Annotated in this window: 10 protein-coding genes; 3 read left to right on the forward strand and 7 right to left on the reverse strand. The window is 66.4% G+C overall.

Annotated elements, in window-relative coordinates:
- Positions 1-6: 6 nt before the first annotated feature.
- Positions 7-1092 (reverse strand): cystathionine gamma-lyase, encoded by a 1086-nt coding sequence (locus ATO6_RS07215; protein ID WP_088623209.1) that lies wholly within the window; start codon positions 1090-1092, stop codon positions 7-9.
- A 271-nt stretch (positions 1093-1363) separates the two neighbouring features.
- Complete coding sequence (locus ATO6_RS07220) at positions 1364-2998, reverse strand: long-chain-fatty-acid--CoA ligase (protein WP_088623210.1); 1635 nt, start codon at positions 2996-2998, stop codon at positions 1364-1366.
- A gap of 196 nt (positions 2999-3194) precedes the next feature.
- Here ATO6_RS07220 and ATO6_RS07225 point away from each other — a divergent pair, with 196 nt between their 5' ends.
- Positions 3195-4166 (forward strand): NADPH:quinone oxidoreductase family protein, encoded by a 972-nt coding sequence (locus ATO6_RS07225; protein WP_088623211.1) that lies wholly within the window; start codon positions 3195-3197, stop codon positions 4164-4166.
- Between the two features lie 30 nt (positions 4167-4196).
- Here ATO6_RS07225 and ATO6_RS07230 read toward each other — a convergent pair whose 3' ends face one another.
- From ATO6_RS07230 to ATO6_RS07245, 4 genes are all read right to left on the reverse strand, one after another.
- Complete coding sequence (locus tag ATO6_RS07230) at positions 4197-5015, reverse strand: IclR family transcriptional regulator (protein ID WP_088623212.1); 819 nt, start codon at positions 5013-5015, stop codon at positions 4197-4199.
- Between the two features lie 77 nt (positions 5016-5092).
- Positions 5093-6757 carry a long-chain-fatty-acid--CoA ligase gene (locus ATO6_RS07235; RefSeq protein ID WP_088623213.1) on the reverse strand — a complete coding sequence of 555 codons (1665 nt, stop codon included), beginning with the start codon at positions 6755-6757 and terminating at the stop codon, positions 5093-5095.
- A complete protein-coding gene (locus tag ATO6_RS07240; protein WP_217898976.1) occupies positions 6758-7528 on the reverse strand; it encodes an SDR family NAD(P)-dependent oxidoreductase in 771 nt (256 codons plus the stop codon).
- 80 nt (positions 7529-7608) lie between these two features.
- Positions 7609-9171: a class I adenylate-forming enzyme family protein gene (locus tag ATO6_RS07245; protein ID WP_088623215.1), complete on the reverse strand. Its 1563-nt coding sequence runs from the start codon at positions 9169-9171 to the stop codon at positions 7609-7611.
- Positions 9172-9331: 160 nt separating this feature from the next.
- Here ATO6_RS07245 and ATO6_RS07250 point away from each other — a divergent pair, with 160 nt between their 5' ends.
- Both ATO6_RS07250 and ATO6_RS07255 read left to right on the forward strand, forming a co-directional pair.
- Positions 9332-10555, forward strand: a complete 1224-nt coding sequence (locus ATO6_RS07250; RefSeq protein WP_088623216.1) for an acyl-CoA dehydrogenase family protein — start codon at positions 9332-9334, stop codon at positions 10553-10555.
- Between the two features lie 3 nt (positions 10556-10558).
- Positions 10559-11320 (forward strand): SDR family NAD(P)-dependent oxidoreductase, encoded by a 762-nt coding sequence (locus ATO6_RS07255; protein ID WP_088623217.1) that lies wholly within the window; start codon positions 10559-10561, stop codon positions 11318-11320.
- Between the two features lie 418 nt (positions 11321-11738).
- Here ATO6_RS07255 and ATO6_RS07260 read toward each other — a convergent pair whose 3' ends face one another.
- Entirely contained in the window at positions 11739-13148 is a 1410-nt protein-coding gene (locus tag ATO6_RS07260) for a carboxylesterase family protein (RefSeq protein ID WP_088623218.1), read from the reverse strand.
- Between the last annotated feature and the right edge of the window lie 184 nt (positions 13149-13332).

The raw sequence follows: 13332 nt of genomic DNA on the forward strand, positions 1-13332 counted from the left end.
TTCGCCCTACGGCAGCACCTTCGCCATCGCGGCCCAAAGGGTCTCGACCGGCTCGATCCCCACCGACAGACGGACAAAGCCCGGCGCCACCGCATCGCCCCAACGGGCGCGGCGCTCGGCGCTGGTGTGGACGCCGCCGAACGAGGTCGCGGGCTGGATCAGCGGACAGTCGTTGATGAACCGCTCCGCCGTGGCCTCGTCCTTCAGCGTAAAGCTCATCAGGAACCCCGGCGTCGCCATCTGCGCCCGTGCCGGATGGTTCGACAGGCCCGGATAGCGCAGGTCCGTGACACCCGGATGCTCCGCCAGCCGCCCTGCGATCACCTCCGCACTGGCGACCATCCGGCTCAGCCGCAGTTCCAGCGTGGCCAGCCCGCGCAGGGTCAGCCAGGCCTCGAACGGCCCCGGTATCCCGCCTGCCAGCTTGCGCCAGTCGCGCATCGCCGCCAGCAGATCGGCGTTGCGTGTCGCCACATGCCCCATAAGCAGGTCCGAATGCCCGTTCGGCGCCTTGGTGTCCGAGGCCACCACGATATCCGCCCCCAGGTCCAGCGGCCGCTGCCCGTAGGGCGTCATCGTCGTATTGTCGACCACGAGCAGCCCGCCCGCCGCATGCACCGCATCCGCCACGGACCGGATGTCGCACAGGTCCAGCCCCGGATTGGACGGCGTTTCCAGGAACACCAGCGCAAAGCCCTCGAACCCGCCCTCGGCGAACCGCGCCGTCTCGCGCAGCACCATCTCGACGCCGAGCGCCTTGAGGAACCGGTCCGACAGCACCCGCGTGGTGTAATAGCCGTCAGTCGGCACGAGGATCCGGTCCCCGGCCTTCAGGCAGGAAAACAGCGCCGCCGATATCGCCCCCATGCCAGACGGGAACGACAGGCAGGGCGCATCCTCCAATGCCGCCAGCGCCTCTTCCAGCGCGGACCACGTGCGGTTGTCCATCCGGCCATAGCCCGGCACCCCGGCGGGATCGCCCGGCAGGTGGAACATCGAGGCCATCTCGACCTGCGGCGCCACCGGCGCACCCTTGGCGAGGCCCTCGGAATGAAGGTGAAGCAGGCGCGCGGCCAGATCGTCGGTGCTCATGTCATGTTCCCCGTGAAGTCACGCCCGGACACTCGCCAAAAGAAAGGGGACCCGCAAGCGGATCCCCTGCTTCATCTGGCCAAATAAACTCCGGGGGTCCGGGGGCAGCGCCCCCGGGGTCCCCACCGGACACCATCGGCTCAGAACCACAGCACCTTACGCCCCATCAATTCGCCCCGCACGGGGTCGAACGATGTCCCGGCTCCCTGGCTTCATCTTGCCCGAAATATGCCGGGGGGTGCGGGGGGCTGGCCCCCCGCCGCGCAACGTCTCAGCGTTCGTCCGGGTGGACATAATCCTTGAACGTCTGCCGCAAAGTCAGCTTGGACACCTTGCCCGTCGCCGTCAGCGGCAGCTGGTCGACCCACAGGATGTCGTCCGGCAACTGCCACTTGGCGAAATGCTCGGACATGTGCTCCTGCATCGCCTCCAGCGACGGCTTCTCCTCGCCCCGCGCCACGGCGACCAGAACCGGGCGCTCGTCCCACTTCTTGTGCGGCACCGCGATGACGGCGGCGTTGGCGACGGCCGGATGGGCCATGGCGAGGTTCTCGAGGTCGATCGAGGAAATCCACTCCCCGCCCGACTTCACGAGGTCCTTGGCCCGGTCCGAGATCGTCAGGATACCGTTGTGGTCGATTGAGGCGACGTCGCCCGTCCCGAACCAGCCCTCGGCATCCAGCGCCTTCTTGGTTGCTTCCTCGTTCTTGAAGTAGCCCGACACGACGGTATTCCCGCGCACGAACAGCTCGCCCGAGTGCTTGCCGTCATGCGGCTGGCGCTTGCCATCCTCGTCGACGATCTTGAACTCGACCCCGAAGCAACGGCGGCCCTGACGCTGCTTCATGTCCAGCCGCTCTTCCAGCGGGGCATCGTTCATCCAGGCCGGGATGACCCCGTGCGAGCCGACGGGGCTCATTTCGGTCATGCCCCAGGCGTGGCTGACGGACGCGCCGCGTTCCTCGAAGGCCTTCATCAGCGAACGCGGGCAGGCCGACCCGCCGACGACCACGTCCTTGAAGCCGTTCGGCATGCGGCCCTGCTTCTGGATCTCGGCCATCAGCCCCATCCAGATCGTGGGCACGCCCCAGGCGGAATAGACGCCTTCGCTGTCCATCAGCTTGAACAGGTTCTCACCGTCCAGCGCCGCGCCGGGGAAGACGATCGACAGGCCCGCGAGCGGGGCAGAATAGGGCAGGCCCCACGCATTGACGTGGAACAGCGGCACCACGGGCAGCACCTTGCCGCCCTCGACGAAGCTGGAGGTCTGCATCACCACGATCATCATCGCATGCAGCACGGTCGAGCGGTGCGTGTAGAGCGCGCCCTTGGGGTTCCCGGTGGTGCCGGAGGTGTAGCACAGGCCGCAGGCGGTGTTCTCGTCGAACTCGGGCCATTCGATCGTGTCGGGCTGGCCGTCCAGCAGGTCCTCGTAGCACAGCGCCTCGAACGGCAGGTCGGCGGGCATCTTGTCCTTGTCGACCATGATCACGTAGGTCAGGTCCTTGGGCAGATGATCCTTCACCGCCGCGATCAGCGGGATGAACGTCGTGTCGAGGCACAGCATTTTGTCCTCGGCATGGTTGATGATGTAGATCAGCTGTTCCGGCGAAAGGCGCGGGTTGATCGTGTGGCAGATCGCGCCGATGCCCTGGATCGCGTAGTAGAGCTCGAAATGGCGGTAGCCGTTCCACGCCAGCGTCGCGATCCGGTCGCCCATTTCGACGCCTTTGGCCAGCAGGCCGTTCGCCAGCTGCCGGGTCCGGGCCGCGGCCTGCGGATAGGTGTAGCGGTGCAGGTCGCCCTCGGTCCGGACCGAGATGATTTCGCCACGCGGATACTGCTCCGCCCCGAATTCCAAAATGTCAGCGATCCGCAGCGGACGCTGCATCATCATGCCCTTCATGGGTCTCCTCCCGTTTGCTGGTCCCCATTACCTAGCCCGTCACCCCCTGCTGCGAAAGTGCTTTCCGCAAAGGGAAATTCGCCGCATCGCAGCGGCGGCAAGGCGCTATTTCCGGTGTGCGGCGGCAATTTCCGCTGGCACCCGGCGCCCGGTTTCCTATGGTTGCCCCGAACAGGAGATTTGGGAGGAAACGTGGATGAAAGCCATCGTCTGCAATGAATTCGGACCGCTGGAAAACCTCGAATACAAGGAGATGCCGGACCCGGTCGCCGGCTCCGGCCAGGTGCTGGTCAAGGTCGAGGCCTGCGGCGTGAACTACCCGGACGGTCTGCTGGTGCAGGGCCTTTACCAGTCCAAGCCCGACCGCCCGTTCATCCCCGGATCCGAGGTCGCGGGCGAGATCGTGGCCGTCGGTGACGGCGTGACGGACCGGCAGGTCGGCCAGCGCGTCGTCGCGTATTCGGGCCAGATGGGCTATGCCTCGATGGCGGCGGTGCCCGCGAAATCGACCTTCCTGCTGCCCGAGGGCGCCGACGCGGCCGAGGCCTGTGCGATGATCATCGGCTACGGCACCTCGCACCACGCGCTCAAGCAGCGCGCGCAGCTCAAGGCGGGCGAGACGCTGGTCGTCTTCGGCGCGGCGGGGCTGACGGGGATCGCGGCGGTGCAACTCGGCAAGCTGATGGGGGCCACGGTCATCGGCGTGGTGTCGAGCCCGGAGAAGGGCGAGATCGCCAAACAGGCGGGCGCGGATCACGTCATCGGCTATGACAACCTCAAGGACGAGGTGAAGGCCCTGACCGGCGGCAAGGGTGCTGACGTCTGTTACGACGTGGTCGGCGGCGAGGCGTTCAACGCCGCCAGCCGGTTCATGGGGCGGAACGGACGGCTGCTGGTCATCGGCTTCGCCAGCGGCGAAATCCCGAAGCTTCCGGTGAACCTGACGCTGGTCAAGGAATACGCGGTTGTCGGCGTGTTCTGGGGCAACTTCACCAAGGCCGAGCCGGATGTCTACCACGCCAACATGAAAGAGCTGTTCGGCTGGTGGTCCGAGGGCAAGGTCAAGCCGATGGTCGCGGACCGTCTGCCGCTGAAGGACGCGCAGAAAGTGCTGGAAAAGGTGCTGGGCCGGGGCGGCGTCGGCAAATACGCCCTGATCCCCGAATGATGCGGGCGGGCCGGGCGGCTGCGCCCGGCCTTACCGGCTGACGCGGCTCAGCGTGTTGACCAGTTCGACCAGCTTCGGACCCAGCTCGTTCTCCAGCCGCTCCTTCGGCAGGGAATGTGCATAGCCGCCGAGGTTGAAGGCCAGCATCGGCGTGTCGGCCTGCTGCGACCGGTAGGGGACGGACACGGCGTGCACGTCCTTCTGCCATTCCTTGATATTGGTGTAGAACCCGCGCGTGGCGATCTGCTCGCGCGCATCCTCGATCCCGTCCAGCACGAGGCTCAGCTTGTCGCGCGGGGTGCGGTCGTGGATGCGGGTCAGGATCTCGGACCGTTCCGCGTCCGATGTGCCCGCGATATAGGCCCGCCCGATGGCGGACCGCGCCAGCGAGATGCGGCTGCCCACGTCGAGCTGGAGCGAGATGACACCGACGGACCGCGCGCAGGCGATATAGGTCATCGACATGTCGTCGCGCCCGCCGAGCGCCACGAGGACACCGTCGCCGCAGTCGTCGGCCAGCTTCTGCATGTAGACCTGCGCCGTTTCGCGGACATGCAGACCGGCCAGGCAGGCATAACCCAGCGACAGGACCGGCACGCCCATGCGGTAGCGGCCGGTGTCGTCGTCGTAGACGAGGTAGCCGGCCTTGAGCAGCGTGAAGGTCAGCCGCGAAACGGTGGAGTTCGGCAGGCCCGTCCGTTCGGCGAGGTCCGAATTGCCGAGCCCCGCCCGGTCCTGTGGCGTGAAGGCCCGCAGGATCTCCAGCCCACGGTGAAGGGCCGTCACGAACTGTCGGTCCGTATCGCCCTTGTCGGCCTCGCGGGTCAGGTCTGTTACTCTCTTGCGCATATGCTGCGGCTCCAAATTCCGCTCTGCGGTTTAAATCGTCTTTCCACGTCCTGACCGTGCGGTCAAGCCCAAGCGCCTCATCCGGCCTTGCGGTCGGCCTCGGCTGCGGCAAGGTCGCGCCACATGACTTTTCCCGCGCCGTTTCGGGGCAGGGCGTCGGTGAACGCGATCTCACGCGGGCATTTGAAGGCGGCCATCTGTTCGTGACACCATGCGATCAGCGCCTCTTCGGTGAGCGCGGCCCCGCGGCGGGGCACGATGAACGCCTTGACGCTTTCGCCCCGGCGCGCATCCGGCACGCCGATCACGCAGGCTTCGGCGATGTCGGGATGGCGGTGCATCATCGCCTCGACCTCGGCCGGCCAGACCTTGAAGCCCGAGGCGTTGATCATCCGTTTCGCCCGGTCGGTCATGAAGTAATAGCCGTCGGTGTCGTATAGACCCACGTCACCGGTCTTGTAGAAGCGCTTGCCGTCGATCTGCATGAACGCCTCGGCCGTCGCCTCGGGGTTGCGCCAGTAGCCCTCCATTATCTGGGGGGCGTGCATGACGATCTCGCCGGGCTGGTCGGGGCCCAGTTCGGCGCCGGTTTCCATGTCGATGACGCGGCAGTCGACGTCATACATCGGGATTCCGAGGCACTGCTGCATCGGGCGCTGCGGCGGGTTGATGTGGGTGACGCCGATCGATTCGGACATGCCGTAGCCCTCGACGATCTCCAGCCCGGTGATGTCCTTCAGTTTCTGCGCCACGCCCTTGGGCACCGCCGCGCCGCCCGCGCCGATCAGCTTGAGCGAAGACAGGACGAAACTGTCGAACTCGGGCGCGTTCATCAGGTCGATGACCATCGTGGTGATCGAGCGGAAGACGTTCACCTTGTGCTCGCCCACCCACCGACCGGCCAGCGCGCGGTCCCAGCGGGTCATCAGCACCACGGTGGACCCGGCGCAGAAGGGGGCGTTCATCCCGTTCTGCATCCCGGTGACGTGGAACATCGGCAGGGCGGAGAGCTGGACGACGCTGTCGTCGTAGTAACTGAAGTGCTTGTAGGTCCAGATCACCTGCTGGACGGTGCGATGCGGGTGGATGCAGCCCTTGGGCAACCCCGTCGTGCCAGAGGTGTAAAGCAACACCGCCAGGTCGTCCGCCCCGGCCTCGTGCGGGCCCGCCGGGTGGCTGGCCGCCAGCGCATCGCGCCAGCGGGTGGTCTGCGGGCGGTCAATGTCGGTGTCGGACAGGCCCGCCAGCGCCTCGGGCAGATCCTGTCGCCCTTCGGCCCCGGCCATGTCTGCATAGGCGGCGACGAGCAGGTGGTCGAGGTCACCGGACTCCAGCAGCGGCGCGACCTGTTCAACGAGTTCGGAGCCGACCACGGCGATCCGCGCCTCGGTGTCGCGGACGATGTGTTCCAGCTCGGCCTTGCGGTACATCGGGTTCACCGGCACCACGACGGCGTCGGCAAGGTGGATGCCGTAGTAGGCGATCATCCACTGCGGGCAGTTCTGCATGTCGATGACGACGCGGTCGCCGCGCTTCACGCCCATGTGCCGCAGCCAGCCCGCCACCGCCCGCGCGTCGCGCAGCATCGCGGCATAGGAATGCCGCGCGCCGTAGTAGATCACGGCGGTCTGGTCCGGCAGGCGCTCGGCCGTGTCGATCAGGTTCCGCGCAACGGACTGTCGCGGCACCTCGATCTGGCGCGGGGTGCCGGGGGGCCAGTGCTTGAGGTGCAGGTCGGTCATTCAGACCTTCATGCCGGGCAGGTTGAGCGAGGCGGTGTTGCCGCCATCGACCGGCAGTGCCTGACCCGTGATGTAGGAGGCGTCGTCGGAGGCGAGGAAGCAGATGGCCGCCGCGATTTCCTCGGGCTTGCCGTAGCGCCGGAGTTCGCAGCGCGAGCCGAGCCTGTGTTCCTTGTCGTTGGCACGGGCGTAGTCGAAGGTCTTCTTCGTCATGCCGGTTTCAATCAGGCCGGGGCAGACGGCGTTGACCCGCACGTTGTATCCGCCCAAGTCGCAGGCCGCCGTCTGGGTCAGGTTGATGACCCCGGCCTTGGACGCGGAATAGGCATTCCCGCCCGCGCCGGACCGGATGCCCGCGACCGACGCGGTATTGACGATGGAACCGGAGCCCTGCGCCGCCATCACCTTGCCCGCGTGCTTGATGAAATGCGCGACGCCGAAGAGGTTGACGCCGAAGACGGCCTGCCAGTCCTCCATCTCGGTTTCCATGATCGGCTGGTAGCCGCGCGAGATGCCCGCGTTGTTGGCCACCGCGTCCAGCCGGCCCCACTTGTCCGTCACCGCCTTGACGCAGGCCGCGACCTGCGCCTCGTCGCTGACGTCGCAGGCGTGGATCATCGTCTCGCCCTCGGGGCGGGCTGCCTCCAGCGCCGCCTCGTCGCGGTCGACCAGACAGACCTTTGCGCCCTCGGCGGCCATGCGGGCGGCGGTTGCCCTGCCGATACCCGAAGCCGCCCCGGTCACGATCGCGACCTTGCCGTCAAACATCATGATGTATCCTCCCGCCGTTCAGGCTGGCACAGAACGGATCCCCGTTCAACGGTTTCAGAATTGGGTTCCGTATTGCGGAATCAGGCGGGTGTGGTCTGCCAGTAAGGCTCGCGCAGTTCCCGCTTGAGGATCTTGCCGATCTCGGACCGGGGCAGGTCCTCCCGGAATTCGATCTTGCTGATCCGCTGGGTCTTGCCGAGCTGGCCGTTGGCCCATTCCCGCATCGCCTCGCCATCCGCGTCCGGCGTCTTGGGCACCACAAGCGCCAGCGGCGTCTCGCCCCAGTCCTCGGACGGCACCGCGATCACCGCCACGTCCGCGACGTCCGGGTGCTTGCGCAGGACCTGTTCCAGATCGGTGGCGTAGATGTTGAAGCCGCCCGAGATGATCATGTCCTTCTTGCGGTCCAGCAGGTGCAGGAACCCGTCCTCGTCCACGCGGCCCATGTCGCCGGAGCGGATCCAGACCTTGCCGTCGGCATCCACATAGGTCGCCTCTTCGGTCTTGTCGGGCACCTTGAGATAGCCGGGCATCATCGACGCGCCGCGGCCGACGATCTCGCCGAATTCGGTGATCGGGATCTCGTTGCCTTCCTCGTCGAGCATCTTCAGCTCGCAACCGGGATTGAGCTGGCCGACGGTGTCCCACTTGGTCGGGTTCGCGGCGCAGTCGAGCATGAAGGACGCGCCGCCCTCGGTCATGCCGTAGCTTTCCTTGATGTTGCCGGGCCAGCGGCGCATGACCTCCTCGATCACGACGCCGGGCAGCGGGGCCGAGGTGGACATCTTGCAGATGTAGGAGCTCAGGTCGTACTTGTCGAAATCCGGCTCGCGCATCAGGCGCATGTACTGGACGGGGACAAGGATTGCGTGCGTGACCTTGTACTTCTCGGACAGCCGCAGGAATTCCTTGGTGTTGAACCGCGACATGATGACGACGCCGCAGCCCTTGGTCATCGCCGACAGCGTCGTGACGAGGGTCGTGTTGGAATAGAGCGGCGTCGACATGATGTGACGGCACTTCTCGTCCATGTCGTTCCGCTGCGCGCGGTTCATCTGCCGCACGCGCATCATCTGGTCGTGCACGATGCCCTTGGGCGTGCCGGTGGTGCCCGAGGAATAGATCACGTTGAACATGTGCTCGGGTTCGACCGGCACCGGCGGGATCGGCTCCGCATCGCCCAGCCAGGTGTCGAAATCGGCCATCGAGATGACCCGCTTGGCCCCCAGCCGTTCCGCGGTCTCCATGAACTTGGGCGCGGAGAACAGCAGCAGCGGGTCGGAGTTGTCGACCATCTTCACCAGCGACTCCTCGGTCGCCGAGAAGGGCAGGGGCGCCATGCAGCCCCCGGCGTGCAGCACGCCGGCATAGAGCGCAAGGTAGTCGGGCGAGTTGTCGGCCAGCCCGCAGACGATCACATCGGGGCCCACGCCTTCCTGCACCAGCCGCCCGGCGATGCGCGATATGCGGTCGGCGAACTGTTCCCAGGTCCAGAATGTATCCGTCTCTTCGCAGATGACCGCCAGCTCCTGCGGCTGCAGCTTTGCGGCGTCCATCACCATCTGGGAATAACGCGGCAGGTCCCTGTTCTCGGGCTCCCTCGGTGGGATCCTGCCCTTGTGCGTCCGGACGCCTTCGCTCATCTCGATCTTCCTCCCAATCGTGTGCGCGACATGCTATCCGGGCACTCTACCTGCCGTAAAGATAGGGTCAATATTCCGCTTATCGGAAAGGTGTTCCGCTGCATTGACACTTGGCCGCGCCGCGTGTCAGCTAAGCCGCAACGTGAGGAGGAGGACAGCCATGTACGATTATTTTCCCATATCTGACAAAGCGAAGAAGATGCGCGAGCAGCTTCTGCGCTTTATGGACGACCACATCTATCCGGCCGAAAAGGTTTACAAACAGCAGGTCGAAGAGGGGAACGACCGCTGGGACGAACCGCCGATCATGGCCGAGCTCAAGGCCAAGGGCCGGGAATCGGGCCTGTGGAACATGTTCCTTCCGCACGACGCCGGCGACTACAAGGGCGCGGGCCTGACCAACCTCGAATACGGCACCCTGTGCGAGATCATGGGCCGCTCGTCCATCGGTTCCGAGCCGTTCAACTGCTCGGCTCCCGACACCGGCAACATGGAGACGATCTTCCTCTTCGGTGACGACGAGGCGAAGGACAAGTGGCTGAAGCCGCTGCTGAACGGCGAAATCCGCTCCTGCTTCTCGATGACCGAGCCCGCGGTGGCGTCGTCGGACGCGACCAACATCGAGACCCGGATCACCAAGGAAGACGACGAATACGTCATCCAGGGCACCAAGTGGTGGTCCTCGGGCGCGATGGACAAGCGCTGCAAGATCGCGATCGTGATGGGCAAGACGGATACCACCGCGCCCAAGCACAAGCAGCAGTCCATGATCCTCGTCCCGCTGGACACCCCCGGCGTGAAGATCAAGCGGCACCTCAGCGTGATCGGCTATGACCACGCCCCGCATGGCCACGCCGAGATCCACTACGACAACGTCCGCGTTCCGGCAAAGAACCTGCTGCTCGGCGAGGGCCGTGGCTTCGAGATCGCACAGGCCCGCCTCGGGCCCGGCCGTATCCACCACGCGATGCGCTGCATCGGCGGCGCCGAGCGCGCTCTGCAGATGATGTGCGAACGCGGCATGGCGCGCGAGGCCTTCGGGCAAAAGATCGCCGAAATGGGCGTGAACAAGCACTGGATCGCCGAAAGCCGGATGGAGATCGAACAGGCCCGCCTGCTGGTGATGCACGCCGCCTACATGATGGACACCGTCGGCAACAAGGCCGCCCGCCGCGAGATCGCGATGATCAAGGTGGTCGCCGCGAACATGCTGCACAAGGTCGTCGACCGCGCGATCCAGGTCCACGGCGCCATGGGTGTCAGCCAGGATTCGACGCTGGCCTCGTCCTACGCCAACGCCCGGACGATGCGTCTGGTCGACGGCCCGGACGAAGTGCACCGCGAAACCATCGCCAAGCTCGAACTGAAGCAGTATCGGAACTGAGCGATGAGCATGTTTGACCTGAAGGGCAAGGTCGCCGTTATCACGGGTTCGTCCCGTGGTATCGGCCGCGCCATTGCCGAGATGTATGCCGAGGCCGGTGCCAAGGTCGTCGTCTCCTCGCGCAAGGCCGACGCCTGCGAGGAAGTGGCCGAGGGCATCCGCGCCAAGGGCGGCGAGGCGATCGTCATTCCCGCCCACATCGGTTCGACCGAGGACATGCAGAACCTCGTAGACAAGACCATCGCGGATTGGGGCCAGATCGACGTTCTGGTTCCGAACGCGGCGATCAACCCCGTCTACGGCCCGCTGAACGAGCTGGACGACGCGGTGTTCGACAAGATGCTGATCACCAACGTCCGGGTGATCAACACGCTCTGCAAGATGGTCCTGCCGGGCATGGCGGAGAAGGGCGGCGGGTCCGTCGTCGTGATCTCCTCCGTGGCGGCGATCAAGGGCTCCACAACGCTCGGCGCCTATGGCGTGACCAAGGCGGCGGATGCCGCGCTGGTGCGTTCGCTGGCGCTGGAGTGGGGTCCGAAGAACATCCGCGTCAACGCGATCGGGCCGGGGCTTGTGAAGACGGATTTCGCCAAGGCGCTCTGGACCAACCCGGAACGGATCGACCGGATCAACAACGCCAACCCGCTGCGCCGCATGGGCATGCCCGAGGAGATCGCCGGGACGGCGCTCTGGCTGGCGACACCCCTGTCGGGATACGTGACGGGCCAGCTGATCATCGCGGACGGCGGGCAGTCGTTCGCCTGACCCTATGGGTTGAAACATCGGAAACCGGCGGGGCGCAGGACGTTCCGCCGGTTTTCATTTGGGGCTTGGTGTGGCGCAGCCTCCACCATTCATATGCACCAATGCCCGGAACAGCCGCGCAGCGGCCCGGGCAGCGGCCCGGGCAGCGCATGGCCGCCCCCCGGCCATGCGCTTCGTCACCGCAAGCGCGCGGGATGAGCGGCGAGCGGGGCGTCGGGATAAAGTGCGGACCTCAGCCGTCGTAGCGCATCGCCGCGGCCATACGCAGCCCTCTGTTGAGCCAGCGCCACCGAGCTAACATGGTGCACCGCGCCGCACCTCATCCGCCGGGGAGAGTGCGGTCCGTCGCGATAAAATGCGGACCCCAACCGTCGCAGCACATCGTCCCGGCCATAAAATTCCCTCTGGCGGGCAAACATCACGCGCCGAAGACGCGGACCTCCTCCTTCCAGCCGGGATCGCCCGTCCGCATGAACCGGACCAGCGCGCCTTCCATCTCCGCCGCCGTGGCCTTGGCGCTGTCCGGATCGGTCTGCGCCACCGGCACGTTCTCGATCGCGTGCAACCCGTAGACGAAGCTCTCGTCGAAGCCGTGCGCCGCACCCAGCCAGTCATAGGGCGGGCGCGGTTCCCATGCGAATTCATAGGTCCAGACCCGGCCACCGCCCGCGCGCTGCGCCTCGGCGTTGGAAGCCGTCGCGCGGCGGTAGATGCGGGCGGTCAGGAAATCCTCTTCCTTCTGCTGCCATGTCGCGTCCGGCATCGCCGCGTCCCATTCGGCCAGCCCCTTGTCCACCGCGTCCGGCCCATCGAACCGGGCGACGGTGTCGCGGAAGCGGGCCTCGTTCACATCACCCATCCGGCCCGTCGCATACCACAGCCGGGCCTCGTGCCGGGTGCGGCCCAGCACCAGCGGCTTGTCCTTCAGCACCCCGGCCTTCAGCGCCTCTTCCGGATGCCGGGGCAGGGTCACGCCGTCCTGCAAGATGGCCAGCGTCTTGCCGCCCGGCATCGAACGTTCGGCAAGGTTCACGGCCACCACCTCGGCCTGCAGCTTCAGGATGTCCTCGACCGTCAGCCGTTCCAGCGCGGCCTCGTCGCCCGGTTCGATCCCGGCGCGGGCCAGGAAGTCCTCGGCGATTTCCGCCGCGCGGTCGGGCGACTGGATTCGGGTGGCGTAACCGGACAGAAGCCACGCCTTGTCGAACAGCGACGGCCCGTCGTCGGTCCCGAAGAGCGCGGCCGCGGTGAAGCCGCCGGAGGACATGCCGGCCAGCGTGACGTTCTCCGGATCGCCGCCGAAGCTTTCCACGTTTTCACGCACCCAGCGGAGCGCCATCGCGAGGTCGAGCATCGAGCGGTTGGCGGCGGGCAGGCCGGGGAAATGCTGGCCGAGGTAGAGGAACCCGAGCGCGCCGGTGCGCACGTTCGGACGGATCAGCACGACGTCGTTTTCTGCCGCGAAGGCCGCGTTGCCGAAATGGCCGACATTGGCCGAGCCGGTCGCGAAGCCGCCGCCGAAGAGATGCACGATCACCGGACGCCGCTTGCCGTCGGCGGCGGGGGTCCAGAGGTTGAGGTTCAGGCAGTCCTCGCCATAGCCCTGATCCGCGCGGTGGATCGACCATTCGGTGACCGGCGGCGGGGTCTGGACGGGCGCGTTGCCGAAGGCGGTGGCATCGACCTCGCCGCCCTTTGCCAGCGGTTCGGGCGCGCGGAAGCGCAGCGCGCCGACAGGCTGGGTGGCGTAGGGAATGCCGAGAAAGGCATGGGCCTTGCCCTCGTCGCGGCCGTGGTAGGTGGCCTGAGGGGCGTTGACTGTGGTCATGGATGGATCCTCCCGCGGGGGAGGGTAGCGCGGGGCGGCTGGCGTTGGAATGGAGGGCGGGCGCACGGATGTGAAAGTTGCGCCGGCTGCGCCGTCGCGCGGGATCGTCTCGAAAGGGCATCGAGCCCTTTCGAGACGGCCTCCGGCGGGAGTTTACCTGGCCAGATGAAGCGGGAACGGTCCC

Origin of the sequence: Oceanicola sp. 22II-s10i (assembly GCF_002210105.1) — a bacterium.
Taxonomy (GTDB): domain Bacteria; phylum Pseudomonadota; class Alphaproteobacteria; order Rhodobacterales; family Rhodobacteraceae; genus Pseudooceanicola.

What these genes read in the sequence shown, in the direction of transcription:
- ATO6_RS07215 (WP_088623209.1), bottom strand. Translation starts at nt 1,092, where the DNA reads ATGAGCACCGACGATCTGGCCGCGCGCCTGCTTCACCTTCATTCCGAG.
- ATO6_RS07220 (WP_088623210.1), bottom strand. Translation starts at nt 2,998, where the DNA reads ATGAAGGGCATGATGATGCAGCGTCCGCTGCGGATCGCTGACATTTTG.
- ATO6_RS07225 (WP_088623211.1), top strand. Translation starts at nt 3,195, where the DNA reads ATGAAAGCCATCGTCTGCAATGAATTCGGACCGCTGGAAAACCTCGAA.
- ATO6_RS07230 (WP_088623212.1), bottom strand. Translation starts at nt 5,015, where the DNA reads ATGCGCAAGAGAGTAACAGACCTGACCCGCGAGGCCGACAAGGGCGAT.
- ATO6_RS07235 (WP_088623213.1), bottom strand. Translation starts at nt 6,757, where the DNA reads ATGACCGACCTGCACCTCAAGCACTGGCCCCCCGGCACCCCGCGCCAG.
- ATO6_RS07240 (WP_217898976.1), bottom strand. Translation starts at nt 7,528, where the DNA reads ATGATGTTTGACGGCAAGGTCGCGATCGTGACCGGGGCGGCTTCGGGT.
- ATO6_RS07245 (WP_088623215.1), bottom strand. Translation starts at nt 9,171, where the DNA reads ATGAGCGAAGGCGTCCGGACGCACAAGGGCAGGATCCCACCGAGGGAG.
- ATO6_RS07250 (WP_088623216.1), top strand. Translation starts at nt 9,332, where the DNA reads ATGTACGATTATTTTCCCATATCTGACAAAGCGAAGAAGATGCGCGAG.
- ATO6_RS07255 (WP_088623217.1), top strand. Translation starts at nt 10,559, where the DNA reads ATGAGCATGTTTGACCTGAAGGGCAAGGTCGCCGTTATCACGGGTTCG.
- ATO6_RS07260 (WP_088623218.1), bottom strand. Translation starts at nt 13,148, where the DNA reads ATGACCACAGTCAACGCCCCTCAGGCCACCTACCACGGCCGCGACGAG.